The sequence below is a fragment of the Streptomyces sp. NPDC002838 genome, from assembly GCF_040295365.1.
Taxonomy (GTDB): Bacteria; Actinomycetota; Actinomycetes; order Streptomycetales; family Streptomycetaceae; genus Streptomyces.
Genome location: NZ_JBEOVF010000041.1, coordinates 55775 through 78713, shown reverse-complemented (window position 1 = coordinate 78713; position 22939 = coordinate 55775). Strand labels below are relative to the sequence as shown.

At 69.7% G+C, this 22939-nt stretch carries 27 protein-coding genes; 17 read left to right on the top strand and 10 right to left on the bottom strand.

Annotated elements, in window-relative coordinates; all coding sequences use genetic code 11:
• Window positions 1-69: 69 nt before the first annotated feature.
• Complete coding sequence (locus ABT063_RS37855) at window positions 70-1332, bottom strand: GNAT family N-acetyltransferase (RefSeq protein ID WP_351064982.1); 1263 nt, start codon at window positions 1330-1332, stop codon at window positions 70-72.
• A 200-nt stretch (window positions 1333-1532) separates the two neighbouring features.
• Entirely contained in the window at window positions 1533-2114 is a 582-nt protein-coding gene (locus ABT063_RS37850) for an RsiG family protein (protein WP_351064980.1), read from the bottom strand.
• A 159-nt stretch (window positions 2115-2273) separates the two neighbouring features.
• On the opposite strand from ABT063_RS37850, the gene dtd reads away from it, so the two are divergent.
• The gene (dtd, locus tag ABT063_RS37845; protein WP_351064979.1) at window positions 2274-2699 is read left to right on the top strand and encodes a D-aminoacyl-tRNA deacylase; all 426 of its coding nucleotides are present in this window, start codon (window positions 2274-2276) and stop codon (window positions 2697-2699) included.
• A 35-nt stretch (window positions 2700-2734) separates the two neighbouring features.
• On the opposite strand, the gene ygfZ is transcribed toward dtd, so the two are convergent.
• From ygfZ to ABT063_RS37830, 3 genes are all read right to left on the bottom strand, one after another.
• A complete protein-coding gene (ygfZ, locus tag ABT063_RS37840; RefSeq protein ID WP_351064977.1) occupies window positions 2735-3700 on the bottom strand; it encodes a CAF17-like 4Fe-4S cluster assembly/insertion protein YgfZ in 966 nt (321 codons plus the stop codon).
• A 10-nt stretch (window positions 3701-3710) separates the two neighbouring features.
• Window positions 3711-4175, bottom strand: a complete 465-nt coding sequence (locus ABT063_RS37835) for a Fur family transcriptional regulator (RefSeq protein ID WP_351064975.1) — start codon at window positions 4173-4175, stop codon at window positions 3711-3713.
• Between the two features lie 469 nt (window positions 4176-4644).
• Window positions 4645-5220, bottom strand: coding sequence for a heme-binding beta-barrel domain-containing protein (locus ABT063_RS37830; RefSeq protein ID WP_351064973.1), 576 nt, complete (start codon window positions 5218-5220; stop codon window positions 4645-4647).
• Between the two features lie 363 nt (window positions 5221-5583).
• Between ABT063_RS37830 and ABT063_RS37825 the strand changes: the two genes are divergently transcribed.
• On the top strand, window positions 5584-5946 hold the full coding sequence (locus ABT063_RS37825) for a DsrE family protein (protein WP_351064971.1): 363 nt from the start codon (window positions 5584-5586) through the stop codon (window positions 5944-5946).
• A 3-nt stretch (window positions 5947-5949) separates the two neighbouring features.
• Here the strand turns inward: ABT063_RS37825 and ABT063_RS37820 are convergent, their stop codons facing one another.
• Together ABT063_RS37820 and ABT063_RS37815 are read right to left on the bottom strand one after the other, a co-directional pair.
• A complete protein-coding gene (locus ABT063_RS37820; RefSeq protein WP_351064970.1) occupies window positions 5950-6144 on the bottom strand; it encodes a DUF397 domain-containing protein in 195 nt (64 codons plus the stop codon).
• Window positions 6132-6968, bottom strand: a complete 837-nt coding sequence (locus ABT063_RS37815) for a helix-turn-helix domain-containing protein (RefSeq protein ID WP_351065019.1) — start codon at window positions 6966-6968, stop codon at window positions 6132-6134. The genes ABT063_RS37820 and ABT063_RS37815 overlap by 13 nt, the downstream gene beginning before the upstream one ends.
• Before the next feature lie 166 nt (window positions 6969-7134).
• On the opposite strand from ABT063_RS37815, the gene ABT063_RS37810 reads away from it, so the two are divergent.
• From ABT063_RS37810 to ABT063_RS37785, 6 genes are all read left to right on the top strand, one after another.
• On the top strand, window positions 7135-7536 hold the full coding sequence (locus ABT063_RS37810) for a hypothetical protein (RefSeq protein ID WP_351064968.1): 402 nt from the start codon (window positions 7135-7137) through the stop codon (window positions 7534-7536).
• 136 nt (window positions 7537-7672) lie between these two features.
• Window positions 7673-8410, top strand: a complete 738-nt coding sequence (locus ABT063_RS37805; RefSeq protein WP_351064967.1) for an LmeA family phospholipid-binding protein — start codon at window positions 7673-7675, stop codon at window positions 8408-8410.
• 213 nt (window positions 8411-8623) lie between these two features.
• A complete protein-coding gene (locus tag ABT063_RS37800; protein WP_350310325.1) occupies window positions 8624-8704 on the top strand; it encodes a putative leader peptide in 81 nt (26 codons plus the stop codon).
• A 129-nt stretch (window positions 8705-8833) separates the two neighbouring features.
• Complete coding sequence (locus ABT063_RS37795) at window positions 8834-9673, top strand: sulfurtransferase (protein WP_351064965.1); 840 nt, start codon at window positions 8834-8836, stop codon at window positions 9671-9673.
• A gap of 41 nt (window positions 9674-9714) precedes the next feature.
• Window positions 9715-10002: a DUF1416 domain-containing protein gene (locus ABT063_RS37790; protein ID WP_010351646.1), complete on the top strand. Its 288-nt coding sequence runs from the start codon at window positions 9715-9717 to the stop codon at window positions 10000-10002.
• A gap of 89 nt (window positions 10003-10091) precedes the next feature.
• Window positions 10092-10352 (top strand): DUF3099 domain-containing protein, encoded by a 261-nt coding sequence (locus ABT063_RS37785; RefSeq protein WP_351064963.1) that lies wholly within the window; start codon window positions 10092-10094, stop codon window positions 10350-10352.
• Between the two features lie 35 nt (window positions 10353-10387).
• On the opposite strand, the gene ABT063_RS37780 is transcribed toward ABT063_RS37785, so the two are convergent.
• From ABT063_RS37780 to ABT063_RS37770, 3 genes are read right to left on the bottom strand one after another with little or no spacing between them, the layout of a single operon-like run.
• A complete protein-coding gene (locus ABT063_RS37780) occupies window positions 10388-11512 on the bottom strand; it encodes a hypothetical protein (protein WP_351064961.1) in 1125 nt (374 codons plus the stop codon).
• Window positions 11513-11514: 2 nt separating this feature from the next.
• A complete protein-coding gene (locus ABT063_RS37775) occupies window positions 11515-11769 on the bottom strand; it encodes a MoaD/ThiS family protein (RefSeq protein ID WP_351064959.1) in 255 nt (84 codons plus the stop codon).
• Between the two features lie 37 nt (window positions 11770-11806).
• Window positions 11807-12682 carry an alpha/beta hydrolase gene (locus ABT063_RS37770; RefSeq protein WP_351064957.1) on the bottom strand — a complete coding sequence of 292 codons (876 nt, stop codon included), beginning with the start codon at window positions 12680-12682 and terminating at the stop codon, window positions 11807-11809.
• Between the two features lie 165 nt (window positions 12683-12847).
• Between ABT063_RS37770 and ABT063_RS37765 the strand changes: the two genes are divergently transcribed.
• The 9 genes from ABT063_RS37765 (at window position 12848) to ABT063_RS37725 (ending at window position 22930) form a co-directional block, all read left to right on the top strand.
• On the top strand, window positions 12848-13627 hold the full coding sequence (locus ABT063_RS37765; RefSeq protein WP_351064955.1) for a winged helix-turn-helix transcriptional regulator: 780 nt from the start codon (window positions 12848-12850) through the stop codon (window positions 13625-13627).
• A 292-nt stretch (window positions 13628-13919) separates the two neighbouring features.
• Window positions 13920-14945: a LacI family DNA-binding transcriptional regulator gene (locus tag ABT063_RS37760; RefSeq protein WP_351064954.1), complete on the top strand. Its 1026-nt coding sequence runs from the start codon at window positions 13920-13922 to the stop codon at window positions 14943-14945.
• Window positions 14946-15081: 136 nt separating this feature from the next.
• The gene (locus tag ABT063_RS37755) at window positions 15082-16125 is read left to right on the top strand and encodes a S1C family serine protease (RefSeq protein WP_351064952.1); all 1044 of its coding nucleotides are present in this window, start codon (window positions 15082-15084) and stop codon (window positions 16123-16125) included.
• Between the two features lie 39 nt (window positions 16126-16164).
• Window positions 16165-16356, top strand: a complete 192-nt coding sequence (locus ABT063_RS37750) for a hypothetical protein (protein ID WP_351064951.1) — start codon at window positions 16165-16167, stop codon at window positions 16354-16356.
• Between the two features lie 130 nt (window positions 16357-16486).
• Window positions 16487-17224 (top strand): response regulator transcription factor, encoded by a 738-nt coding sequence (locus ABT063_RS37745; protein ID WP_351064949.1) that lies wholly within the window; start codon window positions 16487-16489, stop codon window positions 17222-17224.
• Window positions 17221-18747, top strand: coding sequence for a sensor histidine kinase (locus tag ABT063_RS37740; protein WP_351064948.1), 1527 nt, complete (start codon window positions 17221-17223; stop codon window positions 18745-18747). The genes ABT063_RS37745 and ABT063_RS37740 overlap by 4 nt, the downstream gene beginning before the upstream one ends.
• 18 nt (window positions 18748-18765) lie before the next feature.
• Window positions 18766-19707 (top strand): aminoglycoside phosphotransferase family protein, encoded by a 942-nt coding sequence (locus ABT063_RS37735; RefSeq protein ID WP_351064946.1) that lies wholly within the window; start codon window positions 18766-18768, stop codon window positions 19705-19707.
• Between the two features lie 169 nt (window positions 19708-19876).
• Window positions 19877-20773 carry a hypothetical protein gene (locus tag ABT063_RS37730; protein ID WP_351064944.1) on the top strand — a complete coding sequence of 299 codons (897 nt, stop codon included), beginning with the start codon at window positions 19877-19879 and terminating at the stop codon, window positions 20771-20773.
• A gap of 78 nt (window positions 20774-20851) precedes the next feature.
• Window positions 20852-22930 (top strand): pectinesterase family protein, encoded by a 2079-nt coding sequence (locus tag ABT063_RS37725; protein WP_351064942.1) that lies wholly within the window; start codon window positions 20852-20854, stop codon window positions 22928-22930.
• The last annotated feature ends 9 nt before the right edge of the window (window positions 22931-22939 follow it).

Genomic DNA, 22939 nt, shown 5'->3' with positions numbered 1-22939 from the left:
CCACAACTGAACAGCTCGCTACGGATGCAGAGCGGCAGCACAGTCCACAGTCGCCCACAGGAAGGAGTCTCAGAACATGTCCGGGCACCAAGGTCGCCTGGACGTACGCAGCAGGGCGTCGGCCAGTTTGCCGGCGCCCGCTCGTTCTTCCCGGACCCGCCCGAGCGTCACCAGCCGCTCCGCCGACTCGTCACCGAGCCACAGCGCCGCCAGGTCGCCCACGTCGAGGGTGAGGTCGGCGTCGGCCGTCGTCGGCGTACAGGACCCGCCGTCCCGCTCCGACGCCTCCAGCCGGTACCGCCCGCCGGCCAGCCCGTCCCGGTCGTTCACCTCCAGCACCAGCTGCCCCTCCCCCGCGTACGTCCGCGCCTCCAGCGCCCGTACGACGTCCAGGAGCCGCACCCACAGAAAGTCCGCCTGCGCGGTGACCCTGGCCGCGCGCGGGTTCGGCAGGAAGAACGGGAGCAGGTCGTCGGGGGAGCGCCAGCCGCTCTTCACCTGCGTGACCCAGTCGATCGAGCAGAGGTAGCGCCACAGGGCGCGCTCGGCGGCCGGGGTCGACGCGATCAGCCAGTGCACGGTCGCCGTGTTGTGCGGCAGCTTGTCGTGCCAGTTGTCGTCCGACTGGTACACGGCCAGACCCTCGACCTCGCCGTTCGCCGAGCGGTACACCGCGTAGTGCGGCTCGGTCCACGACGGGTCGAACCGTACGGCACCGGTGTTGAGCCGCCACCACATCTCCTGGCGGCTCACCGCACCCGGCTGGGCGCGGCGCACCCGGTCGTGCAGTTCGGGGCCGAGCTTGCGGACGTCCTCGCTGTCCACCAGGTCGATACGGCCGCCGTCGTCCGGGGCGCCGGAGCGGCGGGGGTCGAGTCCGGTGCGCGGGACGTCGATCGTCCACTCGGTCGTCCAGGTGGCGGGGCCGAAGCCGTAGCGGCCGTAGATCGGGTACTCGGCGGCGATCAGGGTCGCGACGACGTCCCCTCTGTCCTTCGCGGCCGCCAGGTCCTGCGCCATCATGCGGGTCAGCAGGCCGCGGCGGCGGTGGGTGGCGGTGACGGTGACGGCGGTGATGCCGTCGGCGGGGACCGTCGCGCCGCCGACGGCGGTGAGCTCCTGGGCGAAGGACCTGAAGGTGGCGACGCAGCGGGCGCCGTCGAAGGCGCCGAGGTAGCGGCCGGGGACGAACTGGGGGCGGCGGGCTTCGAGTTCGGTTTCGGAGGGGGTGGGTTCGCGCAGGAAGCCGGCGCTCACCGCGCGCAGCCAGTCCGGGAACTCGTCCTCGGTGATGGGGCGGACGTCGATGTCGGGGTGTGGAGGGTGGGTCATGGGGTCACGGTAGGTGTGCGGCGGGGAGGTGTCGCGGGATTTCCTCGCCCGCCAGGGGGCTCCGCCCTCACCCGCACCCGCCGACGGCGCTCACCCCCACCGGGGCCACCCGCACCCAACCACCAAAGCCGCACCGGTGGTGCGGGTGGGAACACAACCCGGCCGAAGGCCGGGTGCCCCCCAACTCACCCGCACCCACCTCACGTCAGCAGGTCGTCGACTTGCGCTTCCCCCTCGCGGTACCGGCGGGCGATCTCCGCGCTGCAGTCGTCGGCCGTGCGCTGCAGCCGCTGCCGGCGCCGGGACAGTTGCTGCTCGTACCGCACGAGCCGCCCCATCGCGGTGTTCAGCTCCAGGTCCGTCCGCGCACCCAGGTCCGACAGCTCGACCTCGGCGAGCATGTCCGCCGCCAGCCGCCGGGACTCCTCGCTCTGCGGGACGCCCAGCGTCACATGGCGGGCCGAGGAGCGCTGCCGGGCCGGGGCGTCCGTCAGGATCTCCGGCAGCCGCTCCACCACGGACGGCTCGCCCGTGGGCACGACCGATGTCGGGCACCGCCGCGCCAGCTCGGCCCGCAGGATGTCGATACGGCCCTGCAGCAGCCGCCGTACATAGCTCAGGTCGGCCTCGTCGCGCTGGGCGTCCCGACGCAGGACGCGCAGCTCGGGCAGGCTCAGCACGGCCAGGTCGTGCTCGGGCGGGTCACCGGGCAGCACGGGGCTGTCCGTTCTCTGCACGGGTGGCCGCTGTGTGCCCAGCCACCCGGTACTCGGTGTGCTCATGTGCCTCAACCGTCCCCTCGACCGGCGTGTGGAAGCATGGTGCCACCCCAAGTGGCCGCTATGTGAATGAGTGCCCCCGATCCGCCCCAGATGGGGGGGTAAGGAATAAAAAAGAATCCCCTTACGGGCGCTTCTCCTCCGCACGGCATGATGGACCGCATGCGTGCAGTGGTGCAGAGGGTGGACGGCGCGAGCGTCGTCGTGGACGGCGAGACGGTGGGGGCGATCGAGGGCGAGGGACTGTGTGTCCTCGTCGGGGTCACCCATGAGGACACCAAGGAGAAGGCGGCTCAACTCGCCCGCAAGCTCTGGTCGATCCGCATGCTGGCCGACGAGAAGTCGTGCAGCGACATCGACGCGCCCCTCCTCGTCATCAGCCAGTTCACCCTCTACGGCGACGCCCGCAAGGGCCGCCGCCCGACCTGGAACGCGGCCGCCCCCGGCGATGTCGCCGAACCGCTCGTGGACGAGGTGGTCGCCCGACTGCGCGCGCTGGGCGCCACGGTGGCGACGGGCCGGTTCGGCGCCAAGATGCGCGTCTCGCTGACGAACGACGGCCCGTTCACGGTCCTGGTCGAAATCTAGAGCGCCACGAAGGTCTCCAGGGCTCCAGGAAGGGTCTAGGGCTCTACGACCGCTTCCTGCGCGGCCGCCGTGTCCCCCGCCACCAGCCGCGCGTCCACCGGCACGTTCCGCTTCACCAGCGCCAGCGCGACCGGGCCGAGCTCGTGGTGCCGTACGGGCGTGGTGATGAAGCCGATCTTGCGGCCGTCGGGGCCCTCGTCCGCGAGGCGGATCTCGGTGCCGGGCGTCGGCAGGTGGACCTCGCTGCCGTCGAGGTGGAGGAAGACCAGGCGGCGCGGGGGCTTGCCGAGGTTCTGCACACGGGCGACCGTCTCCTGGCCGCGGTAGCAGCCCTTCTGGAGGTGGACCGCCGTGCTGATCCAGCCCAGCTCGTGCGGGATGGTGCGGTGGTCGGTCTCGAAGCCGAGGCGCGGGCGGTGGTGCTCGACGCGGAGGGCCTCGTACGCCAGGATGCCGGCCGCGGGACCCGCCTTCTCGGCGTACGACTCCAGTTCCGCGCGGGGCAGGAAGAGATCACGGCCGTACGGCGTCTCGCGGACGACGACGCTCTCCGGCGCCTCGGCGATCGAACCGGCCGGCAGGTGCACGACCGCGAAGTCGTCCGTCCGGTCGGCGACTTCGACGCGGTAGAAGAACTTCATCGACTCCAGGTACGCGATCAGTGCCTCCTGGGTGCCGGGCTCGACGTGTGCCCAGACCGTCGAGCCGTCGTCCACCAGGTACACGGCGTGCTCGATGTGGCCGTGCGCGGAGAGGATCAGCGCCTCGGTGGCCTGCCCCGTCGGCAGCTCGCTGACGTGCTGGGTGAGCAGCAGGTGCAGCCAGCTCAGCCGGTCCTCGCCGGAGACGGTGACGACTCCGCGGTGCGAGAGGTCGACGAAACCGCTCCCGTCGGCGAGGGCACGCTGCTCGCGGAACAGATCGCCGTAGTGGGCGGCGACGCCTTCGTCCACGCCCTCGGCGGGGACGGCGCCGGGCAGAGACAGCAGGGGGCTTTTCATATGCCTAAGCCTACGACTCGGTAGTTGAAGCCTTACTTGAAGCCTTCACTGTTGAAGTCTTCACAGAACAGTCCTTGCACCGGCCGAAGATCGCGAAGTGCTTCATGTCCGTGTCGAAGCCGAACTCGGCCCGGAGCTTGGCGGTGAACTCGGCGGCCACGCTCAGATCCGCCTCGATGACGTTCGTGCAGTCACGGCAGACGAGGTGGATGTGATGGTGCCGGTCCGCGAGGTGATACGTCGGAGCGCCGTGCCCCAGGTGCGCGTGGCTGACCAGCCCCAGCTCCTCCAAGAGCTCCAGGGTCCGGTAGACCGTGGAAATGTTGACCCCCGACGCCGTCTTCCTCACTTCCACGAGGATGTCGTCGGGGGTCGCGTGCTCAAGGGTGTCCACGGCTTCGAGCACAAGTTGCCGCTGCGGCGTCAGCCGGTAGCCGCGCTGCCTGAGGTCGCTCTTCCAGTCGGTGCTCACCACGGTCCAAGTCTAGGGCGTGTCCCTGGGATCATCCCGGGCCGCGTCCGGGGCGTGCTCCACCGGACAGCACACCTGGGACTTGTCCGGGCGCTGCACGCCCAGGGCTGCTGCGACGAGTGCCACTCCGGTTTTGTGCCCAGCTCCGACACCGGCGGGGCAGCGGGCGGGCCCGGCTGCTGCCCCTCCCCGGCGGTTCGCCGTGCGGTGTTGTGACCGGGGGGTGTGAGATGGCGCCGGTGGTGCTGGTGCACGGGATCTTCAACCACGTCCGCAGGGCGACGCCTGAGAAAGCGGCGCGGCGCCGGGTCGCGGAGTGCCGCCCGAGGCTGGCCGAGAGCCTCGGAAGGCTGTCGGTGGAGGTGCCGGAGTCGGCCATGGCCTCTCCGCGGATCTGCTGCGGCAGGAGTTGCCGGAGCAGGCGCAGTCGGTGGGCGGCGATGCGGATTTTTGGCCAACGGGTGAACGAGGCCTACCGGAAGAACGCGATCCCGTCGTCCGGCATGTCGTCCGGCAGGGCCTTGGCCCAGCGCTCGACATCCTCCGGGGTGACGACCTTCTTCAGGTGCGCCGACATGTAGGGGCGCAGCTCGACCTCGGGGGTCTGCTTCTCGCCGACCCACATCAGGTCGCTCTTGACGTAGCCGTACAGGCGCTTGCCGCCGGTGTAGGGGCGGGAGGCCGCCGTACGTGCCACCGCGTCCGTGACCAGGTCGATCTGCGGCTTCTTGTCGGCCAGCCGGCCGTACCAGACCTCGACCACGCCGTCGTCGCGGACCATCGTCACCTCGACCTTGCGGTCGGCGTCGATCCGCCAGTAGCCGGACTCGGACTCCAGCGGCCTGACCTTGTTGCCGTCGTTGTCCAGCACCCAGGTGTGGGAGCGGTACTCGAGGAAGTCCCGGCCGTCGTGCGTGAAGGTGACCTCCTGCCCGAAGTTGCACTTCTCGGCACCGGGGAAGTCGTGCACGCCCGCGCCCGCCCAGTTTCCGAGCAGGAAGGCGAGGGGGACGAGCTCCTTGTGGAGGTCGGACGGGATCTCGATCATGAGCAACAGTTCCTAGACGGGGGTCAGCGTCCTATTTACGGCGGTCAGCGCTGGCCCTGGTACAGCTTCTTCACGGTCAGCCAGGCGAAGCCGAGCACGCCGACGCAGACCAGGATCAGCAGGGCCTCGAAGAAAATCTCAAGCACGGAGTGCTCCTCGGACGATCGTGGGACAGCGGTACACAAAAGAGCCGGGCCCCAGCTTACGCGGCCGGGGACCGGCTCTCCGTATGAGGTACGCCCTCCGCCGAGGACGTACCCGGCGGCGTGGAGCGGAGAGCTACCGGCGTGTGGGGCCGCGAGACCCGACTGTAAGGAGCATTGCGACTCCCTTGGTGTCGAGCGGGTTGATTACGATTCGAGCATGGCGAAGAAGCTCGTGATCAAGGTGACGGCGGGGGCCGATGCCCCCGAACGCTGCTCGCAGGCGTTCACGGTGGCGGCGGTGGCGGTGGCCAGCGGCGTCGACGTCTCCCTGTGGCTGACCGGCGAGTCCGCGTGGTTCGCCCTGCCGGGCCGGGCCGCGGAATTCGAGCTGCCGCACGCGGCCCCGCTGCCGGACCTCCTGGACTCGATCCTGGCGGGCGGCCAGGTCACGCTGTGCACGCAGTGCGCGGCCCGCCGGGACATCACGGAGAAGGACGTCATCGAGGGCGTACGGATCGCGGGGGCGCAGGTGTTCGTGCAGGAGGCGCTGGGGGACGAGACGCAGGCGCTGGTGTACTGAGGTCTACTGAGCCTTGACCGCGCCGACGAAGGAGACCCAGGCCGCCGTATTGAAGACGAGGGTGCCCTTGGCGGGGGCCTTGCTGTCGCGGACGGGGACGAGGGGGAGGTTGTCGGCGACCTCTACGCACTGGCCGCCGTCCGAGTTGCTGTAGCTGCTCTTGCGCCACTCCACATCGCTGAGGTCTATGGCTCGCACGGCACTTCCTCCAACATCCGCAGGATGAACTTCCGCGACTCGACCGGGGACAGGGCCATGTCGCGCACCGCATCATAAGTGCGCTGGAAACGCTCAACCCTGCTTGGTTCCTCGATCAGTTCACCGTGTACGTCGTTCTCGGCGTAAGCCACGGTACGACTGTCCAGCAGCCGGAGGAACATCAAGTCGGTGCTCGCCAGACCGTGAGAACCGGCACGGAACGGCAGCACCTGGAGCGTGATGTTCGGGCGCTCCGACACCTCCACCAAGTACTCCAGCTGCTCCTGCCACTCCTGCGCGTCGCGCAACGGAGTCCGCAGCACCGCCTCGGCGAGAATGCTTCGGAACGTCGGCGCATCGCCGCCTTTCAGCAGCTCCCGCCGACCGACGCGCGCTGCGACCTGCTGGTCCAGCTCCCGTCCCTCAATGCCGCCCGCCGCGAGTGCCTCGCGTGCGTACGCGTCGGTCTGGAGAAGTCCCGGCGGCCTGCTCACGGCGTAGTGCCAGAGATTCATCGCCTCCGACTCCAACACCATGTACCGCCGGTACTGCTCCTTGAACTGCGTCGGGTCTGCCACCGCCAGCTCCCACAGCGTCACCAGCAACCCCGGCGTCCCGTAGAACTGGTCCAGCGCCTGTACGACTTCGGGCCCGCCCAGCGTCCGCCCGCTCTCCATCTTGCTGAACTGGGACGAGTCCCAGCCCACCTCCTTCGCGAGGTCCCGCAGGCTCAGGCTCCGCTCCCTCCTCAGCCGCCGTAGTTCCTCGGCGAACCGCCCCCTCGGCTCCTGGCTCCGTCCCGTGATCATCAATCGTTGCGGCATCGCGCTCCTGTTGCATTTGTTGAATTTGGAGGGCCCAGCGTTGAATTTGGGCCTCTCAACAGCCCAAAGACTCGTTTCGTGCTCCATGCTCGTAACACCCGAACACGCAGCGTAGTTCGGCGCTCGCGCTGCGTACGGGCGTTCGTCAGTAAAGGAGCGAAACACGATGACAACCAAGTCGGACCCCCATGAACCCGGCTCCCTCCTCTACGACCCGGCCACGAGCAAGGTCGGCGAGTACCAGGACAAGGCGGGCCCGTACGCCCTGCTACGCCCCGTCGGCGGCGGTCGCGAGTGGCAGGCGGACCCGACGTCACTACGCCCGGCCACGCCGCAGGAACGACTGAGTGCCGGACTGCGGGCGGCGAACGAGCGCACGTGGGCGGTCGGTGCGAGCGTGCCCCCGGACCCCGACGACCTGAGCCGCCCGCCGCTGCCCGTCCCCGGCTGCGCGGTGTGCGCGGAGCTGGCAGCGCGGCGCGAGGCCGCTCGGACGGTCTTCGACCGCAGCGCGGAGACGGACGCGAACGTCCTGCTGCGCCAGCACCAGCGAAAGGACCACCGCTGATGTGGGCGGTCCCGCCTCCGGCCCTGCCGTATCCGCCTCCTGTCACAGATGATCGACAATCCGACGCCCACCCCCTCCGCAGAGTTACCGTGGCTCGACCGCCACCGTCGAACAAGCCACCTTGGGGGGCCACCGCATGCGAGCGCTGCGCATACTGCTGATCGTCGTCGTGATACTCGGCGGTCTCTTCGTGATCGCCGACCGCGTCGCGGTCAACTTCGCGGAGGGCGAGGTGGCCGACAGGCTGAAGACCACCGAGAGCCTGGCCACCACCCCGGACGTCTCCATCAAGGGCTTCCCCTTCCTCACTCAGGTCGCCGGCGGTGAGCTGGACGACGTCCAGGTCGGCATCCAGGACTACGAGGCGGACACCGGTACCGGCGGCGAGAAGATCCGTATCGACGACCTCAACGCGAACATGAAGGGCGTCGCGTTCTCCGGCGACTACAGCTCCGCCACCGCGGCCACCGCCACCGGCACCGCCTCCATCACCTACGACGAGTTGCTCAAGGCCGCCAAGTCGGAGCCCACTCAGGTCGCCCCCGGCGTCACCGCCAACGTCGTCGGCCTCTCCGACGGCGGCAACGGCAAGGTCAAGGTCACGATCGAGGCGACGGTGCTCGGCACCAAGCTGCCGGAGCCGGTCGAGGTGCTCAGCACGGTCACCACCGAGGGCGACACCGTGAAGGTGCACGCCGACAATCTGCCCTCCTTCTCCGGCGTCGACCTCGCCGAGGGGCGGGTCCGGACGATCACCGACTTCGAGCAGAAGATCGACGGTCTGCCCGGCGGCATCCAGCTGGACAAGGTGCAGGCGGCGAAGAGCGGTGTGGAGATCACGGTGAAGGGTTCGAACGTCGAGCTGGCCGGGTAGTCCGGGTAGGACACGGCTCGAACGTGCGGTGGACGGGCGGCGTCCGAAAGGCGAGACGTCGACGTCCGTACCGTAGATGTGAGACGGCTACACGCGCTCGGGACCGTGTGATCACGACCTGGGCGCGTTTCTCGTCCCACATCCCGGACGATCGCGTCTCACCATGCGACACACCGGTGACACGCCCACCTGTCCATCCCTACGATCGAGCCCATGAAGCGACAGGCGGATCTCACGAAGCGGCGGGCAGTAGACCTGTGCCGCGTCGCCGCCATGCTCTGTCGCACCTTCTGAGCGGAAGCGCCGCCTTCCGCATCCCCACCGCCCTGCCCAGGGCGTCCGCGCACGTGCGCCGCTCACGGCCTGCCCGCGCGCCCCTCTCACTCGCACGCCCCGCCGCAACTGCCCCGGAGGAGAAAGAGCATGAGCCGCAGCGACGTCCTGGTTGACGCCGACTGGGTCCAGGACCACCTGGACGACCCGAACATCGCCATCGTGGAGGTGGACGAAGACACGTCCGCCTACGAGAAGAACCACATCCGCAACGCGATCCGCATCGACTGGACCCAGGACCTCCAGGACCCGGTCCGTCGTGACTTCATCGACCAGGAGGGCTTCGAGAAGCTCCTGTCGGCGAAGGGCATCGCCAACGACACGCTGGTGATCCTCTACGGCGGCAACAACAACTGGTTCGCGTCGTACGCCTACTGGTACTTCAAGCTGTACGGCCACGAGAACGTCAAGCTCCTCGACGGCGGCCGCAAGAAGTGGGAGCTGGACGCCCGCGAGCTGGTCGAGGAGGTCCCGGAGCGGGCCACCACCGACTACAAGGCCAAGCCGCAGAACAAGTCGATCCGCGCCTTCCGTGACGACGTGGTGGCGGCCATCGGCTCGCAGAACCTGGTCGACGTCCGCTCGCCCGACGAGTTCTCCGGCAAGCTGCTCGCGCCGGCCCACCTTCCGCAGGAGCAGTCGCAGCGTCCGGGTCACGTCCCGTCCGCCCGCAACATCCCGTGGTCGAAGAACGCCAACGACGACGGCACGTTCAAGTCGGACGAGGAGCTCAAGGAGCTCTACGCCGAGGAGCAGGTGGACCTGTCCAAGGACACCATCGCCTACTGCCGCATCGGTGAGCGCTCGGCCCTGACCTGGTTCGTCCTGCACGAGCTGCTCGGTGTCGAGAACGTCAAGAACTACGACGGCTCCTGGACCGAGTACGGCTCCCTCGTCGGCGTGCCGATCGAGCTCGGCGCCAACAAGTAAGCAAACCCGACCGACCTTTCAAGACCTCTTCAGGAGACGACATGTGTGGAGCGAAGGCCGGCGGCCCGGACGCCTCGACGATCAAGCCCGGTGAGACCACGATCCAGGGTCAGGTGACCCGCGACGGCGAGCCGGTGACCGGCTACGTCCGGCTGCTCGACTCGACCGGCGAGTTCACCGCGGAGGTCCCGACCTCCGCCACCGGACAGTTCCGTTTCTACGCGGCCGAGGGCACCTGGACCGTCCGCGCCCTCGTACCCGGCGCCACCGCCGACCGCACGGTCGTCGCCCAGCAGGGTGGCCTGGCCGAGGTCGCGATCGCGGTCTGAGGCTCGCCTCGAACGTCTGAAGGGCCGCACCTCTCGGGTTGGACACCTGGGGTGCGGCCCTTCGGCATGCCCGGACCTACGCTGGACGTATGTACGCACGGCGGCGTCATCTCTACTTCGCCATGATGGGGACCTGCATCGGCCTCTTCGTCCTGGCCTGGGGTGTCGTACGCCTCTGGTCGATTCCCGTGGCCGTCGGCATGTGCGTGGTCGCGATGGCCATCCCGCCGCTCGCCGCGATGGTCGCCAACCGCCGCGGCCCCGACGACCGATGGTGGGACGACCCGTCCGGCGACCCGAAGTCCGACGAGTGGTGGGACGAGCTGGACGGCAAGAAGCGGCGGCAGTAGAGGTGCCCCTCTGGGGGCTTCGCCCCCAGGCTCCCTCAGCCCAACGCCCGCCCCAGCACATAAACCGCCGGCGCCGCCGCAGCCAGCGGCAACGCCACCCCCGCCGTGAAGTGCACGAACCTCGACGGGTAGTCGTAGCTCGCCACCCGGTGGCCGACGAGCGCGCAGACAGCCGCTCCCACCCCCAGCAGCGCCCCGTCCGCCCCCACGCCCGTCATCCCGCCCACCGCGATCCCCGCGCCCGCCGCGGCGAGCAGGGAGACGATCACGGAGGCCGCCGTCGGGAGGGGCAGTGCGCGGGCCAGGACGGCGATCGCCACCGCCACCGCGCCGACCGTGACCGCGTCCTCCTCGGCCGCGAGGTGACCGGCCGCGACGATGGCCAGGGCCGCCGAAGCGACGGTCGCCATCAGGCCGTACATCCGCTCGTCCGGGTCGGCGTGCGAGCGCAGTTGCAGGACCAGGGCGAGCAGCACCCACACGCCCAGCGTGCCGAGGATCGCGGCGGGCCCGTGCTCGCGGCCCGCCACCAGCAGCGCCGCGTCGGCGGTGAGCCCGCCCGCGAAGGCCAGCGCGATGCCCTGCCGGGCGGGCCACATGCCGTTCAGCCGGAACCAGCCCGCGGCCGTGACGGCCTGGAGGACGACGAGCGGTACGAGAAGGGCGTACGACCCGATGGCCGCCGTACCGGAAAGGAGCAGGCCGAGAAGCGCGGTGAGCGCGGCGGGCTGCATGCCGGGTTCGATGATCGGGGAACGGCCCTCCAGCCGGGCGCGCTGGGCGTCCGTGATGCGGGCGTTGCCGGCGACGGTGGCGGGGCCGTAGGACGGGGCTTCTTCGGACGCGGGCGTCTCCGGCTGGAGGGGCTGCGGCTGAGGAGCCTGCGGCTGCTGCGCCCCGTAGGCGGGGTACGCGGGCGCCTGCTGCGGGACATAGGCGGTCTCGGCCGCGGACACCGGCGCATGCGCCTGCGTCTCCCAGGTCTGCCCCTGCCACTGCTGCGTGTCGTGCTGAGCGGCCTGCGGGTCCTCGTACGCCTGGTACCCGGGCCACGCCTGGCCTTGCTGGCCTTGCTGGGCCTGGTTCCGCTGCTGCTGGTACGGGTCGTACCCCTGCGGGTACTGCCCCTCGTACGGCCCCTCATACGGCTGGTTGGTCATCCTCACCCTCCTGCGAACGGCGGGAGCACCTCGACCGTGCCGCCGTCGGCCAGCCGTACCGTCTCATGTCCGCGGGTGCCCACGGGGTCACCGTCGACGAGGAACGAGCATCGCTGCAGGACGCGCACCAGTTCACCGGGGTGTCGCCCGCGCACCGCGTCGAGCGCCTCGGCGAGCGTGTCCGCGTCGAACGGCTCCTCGGCGATCCCGGCCGCGGCCTTCGCGGCGGCCCAGTAGCGCACCGTGACCTTTGGCATCCGGTTCCTCAATCAGTCGGTGGTGTACACCGTCAGGCTAGCCCGCCTGTCCGACAGCCCAGTCCCCGATCCGCCCCAGCAGCCCGTCGTCCGCCGCGTGCTCCGCGTGCCCCATGCCCGGCTCCAGCCAGAGTTCGCCGTGGTCACCGGCGGCGGCGGCCAGCATGCGCGGGTGGTCGACCGGGAAGTAGCCGTCCAGCTCGCCGTGCACGATCAGCAGCGGGGTCGGGGCGATCCTCGGCACCGCCTCGACGGGAGACAGCGGGACCGGGTTCCACTCCCGGTGGTGGATCCTCGTACGGAAGCCGTAGCGGCCGACCAGGCGACCCTCGGGGCGGGTCACCAGCCAGTGGAGCCGGCGCATGGGGGCCGTACCCCGGTAGTACCAACGGGCGGGCGCACTCACAGAGACCACCGCGTCCGTATGCGCCTCCGCTCGCGCTTCCGTGCGCCCCCCGTGTCGCGCCCCGTACAGCGCCGCGTGCCGCAGCACCACCGAGCCGCCCATGGAGAAGCCGACGGTGACCACGCGCGCGTGCCCGTGCGAGCGGGCCCACTGCACCGCGGCCGCCAGGTCCAGCACCTCCCGGTCGCCGACCGTCGAGCGCCCGCCGGAGGCTCCGTGGCCGCGGAAGGAGAACGAGACCACCGCTCCGTACTGGGTGAACGCCCGCACCACCCGCCGTACGTGCGGGCGGTCCACCTCGCCGGTGAAGCCGTGCGCGATCACGAACACCAGGTCACCGGCAGGTGGCGGGGAGGCGTCGTATACGACGCCCCCCGGGTCGTATACGGAATCGATCGTCACACCATCGGTGGTGTGCAGAAACGTCCGTATAGGGGTACTTCTGCGCGTCTCGGAGTGCGAACGAACGGTGGATCGGGCCACATGACCTGCCGGACCAGTGCTCATGTGGGCTATTCTGCTGGGCAGAGGACTCGGGCAGCGTAGCCCCCGGGTCCTTTTGTGCTTTCGGAAGCGTTGTATACGAGGTGGGAAACCGCAGGTGTACGGGGCCCCGGGATCGCAGAGCATGGCCGCAAACGTCCTCGCAGGGACCGAGGAGGAACAAGACGTATGAGTTCTCTGCTGCTCCTGACCAACGCTCTCCAGCCGTCCACGGAGGTGCTCCCCGCACTCGGTCTGCTGCTGCACAACGTGCGCGTGGCCCCGGCGGAGGGACCCGCTCTCGTCGACACCCCCGGTGCCGACGTCATCCTGATCGACGGGCGGCGTGACCTTCCGCAGGTCCGCAGCCTGTGCCAGCTGCTGCGGTCCACCGGGCCCGGCTGTCCTCTCATCCTCGTCGTGACGGAGGGCGGGCTCGCCGCCGTCACCGCCGACTGGGGCATCGACGACGTCCTGCTCGACACCGCCGGACCGGCGGAGGTCGAGGCGCGCCTGCGCCTGGCCATGGGCCGCCAGCAGATCGTCAACGACGACTCCCCCATGGAGATCCGCAACGGCGACCTGTCGGTCGACGAGGCGACCTACTCCGCCAAGCTCAAGGGCCGGGTCCTCGACCTCACCTTCAAGGAGTTCGAGCTCCTGAAGTACCTCGCCCAGCACCCGGGCCGTGTCTTCACGCGCGCGCAGCTCCTCCAGGAGGTCTGGGGCTACGACTACTTCGGTGGCACCCGGACGGTCGACGTGCACGTACGACGGCTGCGCGCCAAGCTCGGACCCGAGCACGAGTCGCTGATCGGGACCGTCCGGAACGTCGGTTATCGATTCGTTACGCCGGAGAAGGGCGACCGCGGCGTGGACGAGGCGAAGGCCAAGGCGAACCAGGCAAAGCCGGAGGATGCGGACGAGGCGGCCGCTCTGGACGGCGCGGAGATCTCGGCCGAGGCATGACGGGCGCCCGCGCTGGGGCCTGTCCGGCGGATCAGGTCGCAGGAACGCAGCGGCACCTCATAAACGCAGGTGAGCGGGGTCTGGTGCGTCCAGCTGCAAGGCGGAGGAGGGAGTCGAAGCGGAGCTTCGGCGACCGACGACAACGCGGCGGATGGGCGTGCCAGACCCCGCGTCTGCGGCATGATCCGCCGGACAGGCCCCAGCATCACTCCCGCACACGCGGGGTCCTTCCGGCGCAGGTGGGGTGCTTCACGCCCTGCCCAGAGCGGGTCCATCCGCGTAGACTCCGCGCGTGGCCAAGGTAACCAGGGATGATGTGGCGCGGCTGGCGGGTACGTCCACCGCCGTCGTCAGCTATGTCATCAACAACGGACCCCGGCCGGTCGCCCCGGCCACGCGCGAGCGTGTCCTCGCCGCCATCAAGGAGCTGGGCTACCGGCCCGACCGGGTCGCGCAGGCGATGGCGTCCCGGCGTACGGACCTCATAGGCCTGATCGTGCCGGACGCGCGCCAGCCCTTCTTCGGGGAGATGGCGCACGCGGTCGAACAGGCCGCCTCCGAGCGCGGAAAGATGGTGCTCGTCGGCAACTCCGACTACATCGGCGAGCGCGAGGTGCACTACCTGCGGGCCTTCCTGGGGATGCGCGTCTCCGGACTGATCCTGGTCAGCCACGCCATGAACGACCTGGCCGCCGCCGAGATCGAGGCCTGGGACGCCCGCGTGGTGCTGCTGCACGAGCGGCCGGAGGCCATCGACGACGTCGCCGTCGTCACGGACGACCTGGGCGGCGCCCAGCTCGCCGTAAGCCATCTGCTGGAACACGGGTACGAGTACGTCGCCTGTATGGGCGGCATAGCGGAGACGCCCGTGGTCGGCGACCCGGTCTCCGACCACGTCGAGGGCTGGCGGCGCGCGATGGCCGAGGCCGGGATCTCCACGGAGGGCCGGCTCTTCGAGGCCCTGTACAGCCGCTACGACGCCTACCAGGCCGCCCTGAAGATCCTCTCCGGGCCGAACCGTCCGCCCGCCATCTTCTGCTCCACCGACGACCAGGCGATCGGCCTGCTGCGCGCCGCGCGCGAGCTGCGCATCGACGTGCCGGGCGAGCTCGCGGTGGCGGGCTTCGACGACATCAAGGAGGCGGCCCTGGCCGACCCGCCTCTCACCACGGTCGCGTCGGACCGGCCGGCCATGGCCCGGGCGGCCGTGGACCTCGTCCTCGACGACGGGCTGCGGGTGGCGGGGGCACGGCGGGAGCGGCTGAAGCAGTTCCCGTCCCGGCTGGTGGTTCGGCGGTCCTGCGGTTGCGTCGCCTGACAGGCCTTGGCTGAGGGTTCTCTGAGAGAGCTCTTCAAGCTGCCAGGAGCTTCTTTATATCGGACGTACGAGGTTCTGCCGGGCTTCTCAGGGAGCACTCAGGGAGCTCTCATGGTGGAGCGACAAGCTCATTGCCATGACCGAGACATTCCGCAGCAGCGGCGAGTACGAGAACCCCCAGGGGCACGGCCACGAGTCCGCGTACCCCGAGCAGCAGCACGTCTCCTCCCCCGTGAACCCTGAGTGGCCGCCCCCGCCGGGACAGCCGCCCGTGGCCCCCGCCCCCGGCCCCGCCCCGGCTCCCAAGAAGCGCACCCGCGGTCCGCTCGCACTGCTCGCCGCCGTGGCGATCGTCGCCGCGGCCATCGGCGGCGGTACGGCGTACGGCATCCAGGAGCTGACCGGCACCCACACCGTCACCGCCTCCAGCAGCACCAGCACCAACGTGGTGCCGTCCGCCGCCAAGGGCACGGTCGCCGGGGTCGCCAAGGCGGTCAGCCCGAGCATCGTCGAGATCAACGCCACCTCGAACGCCGGCGAGTCCACCGGCTCCGGCGTGATCATCACCAGCGACGGCGAGATCATCACCAACAACCACGTCGTCTCCGGTGCCTCGTCGATCAAGGTGACGACCAGTGAAGGCAAGACGTACACCGCGCAGGTCCTCGGCACCGACAGCAAGAAGGACCTCGCGCTCATCAAGCTGGAGGGCGCCTCCGGCATGAAGGCGGCCACCCTCGGCGACTCCGACGGTGTGCAGGTCGGCGACGAGGTCGTGGCGATCGGCTCCCCGGAGGGCCTGAGCGGCACCGTCACCAGCGGCATCGTCTCGGCCCTGGACCGCGACGTGACCGTCTCCACGGACGAGGGTCAGCAGCAGCAACAGCAGCAGGGCGGCGGTGGTTGGCCGTTCGAGTTCGGCGGCCAGCAGTTCAACGGCGACACCGGCTCGTCCACGACGACGTACAAGGCGATCCAGACGGATGCCTCGTTGAACCCCGGCAACTCCGGCGGCGCGCTGATCGACATGAACGGCAACATCATCGGCATCAACTCCGCGATGTACTCGTCCGCGTCCAGCTCGGCCGAAGCGGGCAGCCAGGGCCTCGGCTTCGCCATCCCGATCAACACCGTCAAGGCCGACCTCAGCACGCTGCGGGCCGGCGGGTCCGACAACTGAGCTGTTCCGAGCCAGTTCCGAGACAGCAGGGAGTACGTCATGATCAAGCAGGTTTCGCACACGGTGACCGGCGCTGACCCGGCCGGGTTCGCCCTGGCCCTTGAGGTGGCGTACGAGCTGCACGCGCCGACCGCGCCGGCGGCCCGGGCGCCCGAGGTCGCCCCTCGCCCGACGGGCCGCCGTACGGCCGCCGCCCGCGCCCGCGCCCGCCGCCGTACCGTGCGCGGCTGACCCGCAGCCGGTGCGTGGCTGGTCCCACCGCCCCCGTCTCATACCGCGCCCGTCGGGAAGCATGCGAGGCTGAAGGCGTTCAGCACCTTCCGTCCCCTGTCGTCCCACCGCATCCGAGGAATCCGAGCCCATGAGCCCCGCCGAAGGCGACCGTGACACCCAGCGCATCCTGATCGTCGACGACGAGCCGGCGGTGCGTGAAGCACTCCAGCGCAGCCTCGCCTTCGAGGGGTACGACACGGAGGTGGCCGTGGACGGCGCGGACGCGCTGGAGAAGGCGACGGCGTACAAGCCCGACCTGGTCGTGCTCGACATCCAGATGCCGCGCATGGACGGTCTGACCGCCGCGCGCCGGATCCGCGGCGCGGGTGACACGACCCCGATCCTGATGCTGACGGCCCGCGACACGGTCGGCGACCGGGTGACGGGGCTGGACGCCGGGGCCGACGACTACCTGGTCAAGCCCTTCGAACTCGACGAGCTCTTCGCCCGCGTCCGCGCGCTGCTGCGCCGCAGCTCCTACGCGGCGGCGGCCGGAGCGGGTGCCGTGCAGGACGACGAGGCGCTGACCTTCGCCGACCTGCGGATGGATCTCGCGACGCGGGAGGTGACACGGGGCGGGCGCGCGGTGGAGCTGACCCGCACGGAGTTCACGCTCCTTGAGATGTTCATGGCCCACCCGCGTCAGGTGCTGACCCGTGAGCAGATCCTGAAGGCGGTCTGGGGCTTCGACTTCGAGCCGTCGTCGAATTCGCTGGATGTGTACGTCATGTACTTGCGCCGCAAGACCGAGGCGGGCGGCGAGCCGCGGCTCGTGCACACGGTTCGGGGTGTGGGGTATGTCCTCCGACAGGGCGGCGCGGAGTGAAGAAGCTCGCGCGCCGGTTCCGGTCGCTGCCGATCAGGTCGAGGCTCGCGCTGCTGGTGGCGGCGGCGGTGGCGTTCGCGGTGGCGGCGGTTTCGGTGACCTGTTGGTTCATCGTGCAGAGGCAGCTGTACGAGCAGGTGGAAGAGGACCTGCAAAAGGCCGCGGGGATGAAGTCGATCATGGGTCAGGCCACCGCTGCAGTCAACAACTGCACGCAGACCCCGCAGACGCCGGACGGCAACAACGCGCCCCGTAACACCTACTTCGAGGTGGTCATCGAGGACGGGACGTCCTGCGTCCTTCCGTTCTCCCTGGGCGCGGTCAAGGTCACCGAGGCCGACAAGGACGTGGCCAAGGACGCGGGCGACGGCATCTTCCGCAACGGCACCGACTCGGACGGCAACGACGTACGCGTCATGGTCCTGCCGGGACTGACCGTAACCGACCCGGCGACGAACACCACGTCCAACGCCGCTCTCCTGATCGCCCTCCCTCTGAAGAACACCCAGAACACCCTGAACGACCTCGCTCTGATCCTGCTCCTGGTCTCCGGCATCGGCGTCGTAGGCGCCGGAGCCGCCGGCCTGGCAGTAGCCCGCGCGGGGCTCCGTCCCGTCGACAAGCTCACCGAGGCCGTCGAACAGGTGGCCCGCACCGACGACTTGAGCATCCGCATCCCGGTGGAAGAGGAGAGCGAAGACGAGGTCGCCCGGCTCTCCCGCTCCTTCAACTCGATGACAGCCTCCCTGGCCAGCTCCCGCGACCTGCAACAGCAGCTCATCGCCGACGCCGGTCACGAGCTCCGTACGCCCCTGACCTCCCTCCGCACCAACATCGAACTCCTCACCCGCAGCGAGGAAACCGGCCGCCCCATCCCCGCCGCCGACCGCAAGGCGCTCCTCGCCTCGGTCAAGGCACAGATGACCGAGCTGGCCTCCCTCATCGGCGACCTGCAGGAACTGTCCCGCTCGGAGGGCCAGCGCGGCGAACGCGTGCAGGTGATCGCGCTGGAGGACACCGTCGAGTCCGCCCTGCGCCGGGCACGGCTGCGCGGCCCCGAGCTGACCATCTCCGCCGATCTTCAGCCCTGGTACGTGCGGGCGGAACCGGCCGCCCTGGAGCGCGCGGTCGTCAACATCCTCGACAACGCCGTGAAGTTCAGCCCGGACAGCGGCACCATCGAGGTGCGGCTCGCCCACGGCGTCCTCACCGTCCGCGACCACGGCCCCGGCATCCCCGCCGAGGAGCTCCCGCACGTCTTCGACCGCTTCTGGCGCTCCCCCAGCGCCCGCGCGCTGCCCGGCTCGGGCCTCGGTCTCTCCATCGTCGCCCGCACGGTGCAGCAGGCCGGCGGCGAGGTGACGCTGGCCCGCGCGGAGGGCGGCGGCACGGTGGTGACCGTACGGCTGCCGGGGGCGCCGACGCCTCCGCCGGAGACGCCGGAGAGCCTGGGGAGCCCGGAAATTCCGGGAAGCCCGGAGATCCTGGAGAGCCCGAAAGGCCCCTCCCCCGCCGCCGAGTGACTCCCGTAGGGTGCCCGGATGATCGCGGTACCAGAGGCGTTCGCGCGGACCACCGTCGAGCGCGAAGGGGAGACCGGCGCGGCCTGGCTCGCCGAACTGCCCGGCATCGTGGATGAGTTGCTGGAGCGCTGGGAGTGCGTGCCGGACGGTGAGGTGACGCACGGGGCCGTCGGAGTGATCGTCCCGGTGCGGAGGCGAACCAAAGGGACCGAGCCCGCCGTACTGAAGGTGTCGTTCCCGCACCCGGCCAACGTCCATGAGCCCGACGCGTTCGTGGCATGGCGGGGGCGGGGCGCCGTCATGCTGTACGAGCGGGACGACGACCGGTTCGCGATGCTGCTGGAGCGGGCCCGGACGTCGACCCTGGCGAAGCTGAAGGACGGCGACGAGGACGAGATCGTGGCCGTGGCGGGACGGCTCAACCGTCGACTGGCCGTCCCCGCGCCGCCCGGACAGTCGCTGCCCCGGCTGCGGGAGCGGGCCGAGGCCTGGGAGGAGGAGCTGCGCCGGGACGCCGTAGAGCTGACGCACGCCCTGCCGGACCGGGTGCTGGACGCGGCCGTGGCCACCGTGCGCGAGCTGGGCCGTGTCCAGCCGGACACCCTGATCCACGGCGACCTGCACGCCCGGAACATCCTGCGCGCCGACCGTGAACCGTGGCTGGCCGTCGACCCCAAGGGCCAGGTGGGCGACCCCGCCTACGACGGCGGCACCCTGCTCAAGTCGCGTGCCTTGGCCTTCCTGGAAGCGGACGATCTGACCAAGGCGGTCCACCGCGCCCTGGACGTCTTCGCCGAGGCCGCGGAACTCGATCGTGAACGCGTGCGGCGCTGGGCGCAGTTCCATGCCGTCCAGGCCGCGTTCCACGGGCGCCGGCACGGGTTCCGTATCGCCCGCGGGGGGCCGCGGCTGGACTGGATCGTCCAATTCGCGGACGGGTTGGCGGAGTTGCTCACGTAATCGGGCAAAGACCGACAGGCACGACCACGTTCCTGTCAATGTCCTGTCATTCCTCACACGATTTCGACCCTACCCGTGAGTTCTCTGCAATGTTCCTGGGCTGTCAGACAGGTGCCGCAGAGTTCTTGCCGCACCTGTGCACAGCAACACAGGAGTGAGCCACCCCCACATGCGACTCATCCGCACATCAAGTCTCAAGGCTCTCAAGACCCGCAAGGCCTTCAAGAAGGGCGCCGTGATCGCGGGCTCCACCGCCCTCGCCCTTACCGGCCTGCTGGCCGGCACCGGTTCCGCCCACGCGGCCGGCGGCGGACCGGGCGGCGCGACGAACATCCGGGGCACGGACCCCGGCAACACCGACCAGATGCTCGAGCGGCTCTGCGGCCAGGAGGGGAGCCTGACGGGCGTCTACGGCGCCCTCAACGTCGACACCGGCGAGTTCAAGACCCGGGACGAGTACCTGGACGACGTGTTCCCCCTCTGGGAGCCGGTCGGACCGTGGGAGACCTTCCGCGGCTGGTGCGGTCACGCCCAGGCCTCGACGTGGTCCATCAAGGGCGAGCCGGTCCGCACCTCGCCGTGGATCGGCAACCGCGGTTCGAAGGACGACAAGGAGACCTTCGTCAGCAGCTACAGCACCAAGACGTTCGCCAAGAAGAGCGTCGGGGCCTCGATCAGCCTCACTGCCGCCAAGAGCATCTTCTCGGGCACCGCGGGCGGCAGCTTCAGCTACGAGTGGGGCTGGGAGAAGGAGTCCAAGTTCGAGCGCCGCAGCGAGAAGACGATCCCGCCGTGCACCCAGGTCGCCGTGACGTGGACGCCGTACCAGCGCGTGGTGCGGGTGAACCCGATCTTCTACGTCGAGGACTACCAGTGGAACAAGGACCCCTCCAGCAGGGACAACATGCGGACCGTGCACAGTTGGCGCGACCGGGGCTACAACACGATCTATTCGCACGGCTACTACATCGACGGCATCTCCGACAAGCTCCTGCCCAACGGCCAGCCCGACGGCCGTGAGGACAAGGTGGAGGAGAAGCTGGATCCGAAGACCTGCGCCCAGTAGGCAGGATCCCGGCAACCTTTCCGTGCGGGGCGGCGACTGATCAGCGGTCCGATTCCCCCCGCACGGAAGGTACGCCGCATGAGCGAGCACCGCGGCAAGGCGAGCGACAAGCCCCGCCACCGCAGAAGAAGGACCGCGCTGGCGGTCGGCGTCCCACTGGCGCTGACCGCCGCCGGGACCATGGCCTACGGCACCGGCCTCGGTGTCTTCGGTGAGGACGCGCAGCAGACGGCGTCCGCCGCGACCGCCGCCCCCGCCTGGGCGGCCGACACCGCCGACGGCTTCGCCTCCGTCAACGCACTCGGGCAGAACGGTACGTACGGCGGCCGGGGCGGCAAGACGGTCACCGTGAAGACGCTCGCCGACCTGGAGAAGTACGCGACCGCGCCCGAGCCGTACGTCATCGTCGTCGCGGCGACGATCAACATGAACCCGGTGGGCAAGGAGATCAAGGTCCAGTCGGACAAGACCATCGTCGGCGCCGGCACCTCGGGGCAGATCGTCGGCGGCGGCTTCTTCCTCGGCTCCGGCGTGCACAACGTGATCATCCGGAACCTGACCATCCGGGACTCGTACCAGGGCATCTGGAACGACAAGGACCACGACTTCGACGCGATCCAGATGGACGGCGCCCACCACGTCTGGATCGACCACAACGATCTGCGGCACATGGCCGACGGGCTCATCGACGTCCGCAAGGACAGCACGTACGTGACCGTGTCCTGGAACAAGCTGAGCGACAACAACAAGACCTTCGGCATCGGCTGGACCGAGAACGTCGTCACCGACATCACGATCCACCACAACTGGTTCCGCGAGACCGAGCAGCGCAACCCGTCGACGGACAACGCGGCCCACGCGCACCTGTACAACAACTACCTGGAGGACGTGTCCGGCACCACGATCAAGTCCTCCTACGGCAACTACTCGCGCGGCAAGACCAAGATGGTCCTGGAGAACTCCTACTTCCAGGGCATGAACAACCCCGTCACCAAGGACAGCACCGCGGCCGTCGTCCAGAAGGGCAACACCTTCGTGGGCACCAGCGGGCGCAACGAGAGCGGGGGAACGGCCTTCGACCCGAAGACGTACTACAGCTACACGCTCGACAAGACGGCGGATGTGCCGGGGCTGCTGAAGTCGGGGACGGGCCCGCGCACTTCGATCGGTACGACGGCCGCCACCAAGGCGGCCGCGGCGACCACCCTCACGGTCGCCAAGGACGGCACCGGCCAGTACAAGACCGTGCAGGCCGCGGTGAACGCCGTACCGGCGAACAACCCCTCCCGCGTCGTGATCTCCGTCAAGCCGGGCACCTACCGCGAGCTGGTGAAGGTCCCCGCCAACAAGCCGCACGTCACCATCCAGGGCACGGGCGGCAGCCGTAAGGACACGGTCATCGTCTACAACAACGCGTCGGGCACCCCCAAGCCCGACGGCTCCGGCAACTACGGCACGTCCGGCAGCGCCAGCGTGGCCGTCGAGGCCGACGACTTCCAGGCCCGCAACCTGACCATCTCCAACGACTTCGACGAGGCCGCCAACCAGTCGCTCTCCGGCCACCAGGCCGTCGCCCTGCGCACCGCCGCCGACAAGGTCCTCCTGGACGGCGTCATCGTCACGGGCGACCAGGACACCCTGCTCCTGGACACGGCCGCCAAGGACAAGCTCGGCCGGGTCTACATGACCAACTCCTACGTCGTCGGGAACGTCGACTTCATCTTCGGCCGCGCGACGGCGGTGATCGACAAGTCGGTCATCACGCTGAAGAAGCGCTGGAACGGCACCTCGGCCGGTTACATCACGGCCCCGTCGACCGCCGCCAACCGCAAGGGCATCCTGATCGCCAACTCCACGGTGAACGGCGACGTGTCGTCCGGCAGCTTCTACCTCGGCCGCCCCTGGCACGCCGGCGGCGACGCCGCCCTCGACCCGCAGACCACGGTCCGCAACACGAACCTCAGCGCGGCGATCAAGTCCACTCCCTGGACCGACATGAGCGGCTTCTCCTGGAAGGACGACCGCTTCGCCGAGTACAAGAACACGGGCCCGGGCGCGGGTTCGGCGAGCAGCAACCGGCCTCATCTGACGGACGCGCAGGCCTCCGGGCAGGAGGTCGGTGACTGGTTGGGGGACTGGACGCCTACGGCTTCCTGACGGTGGTTC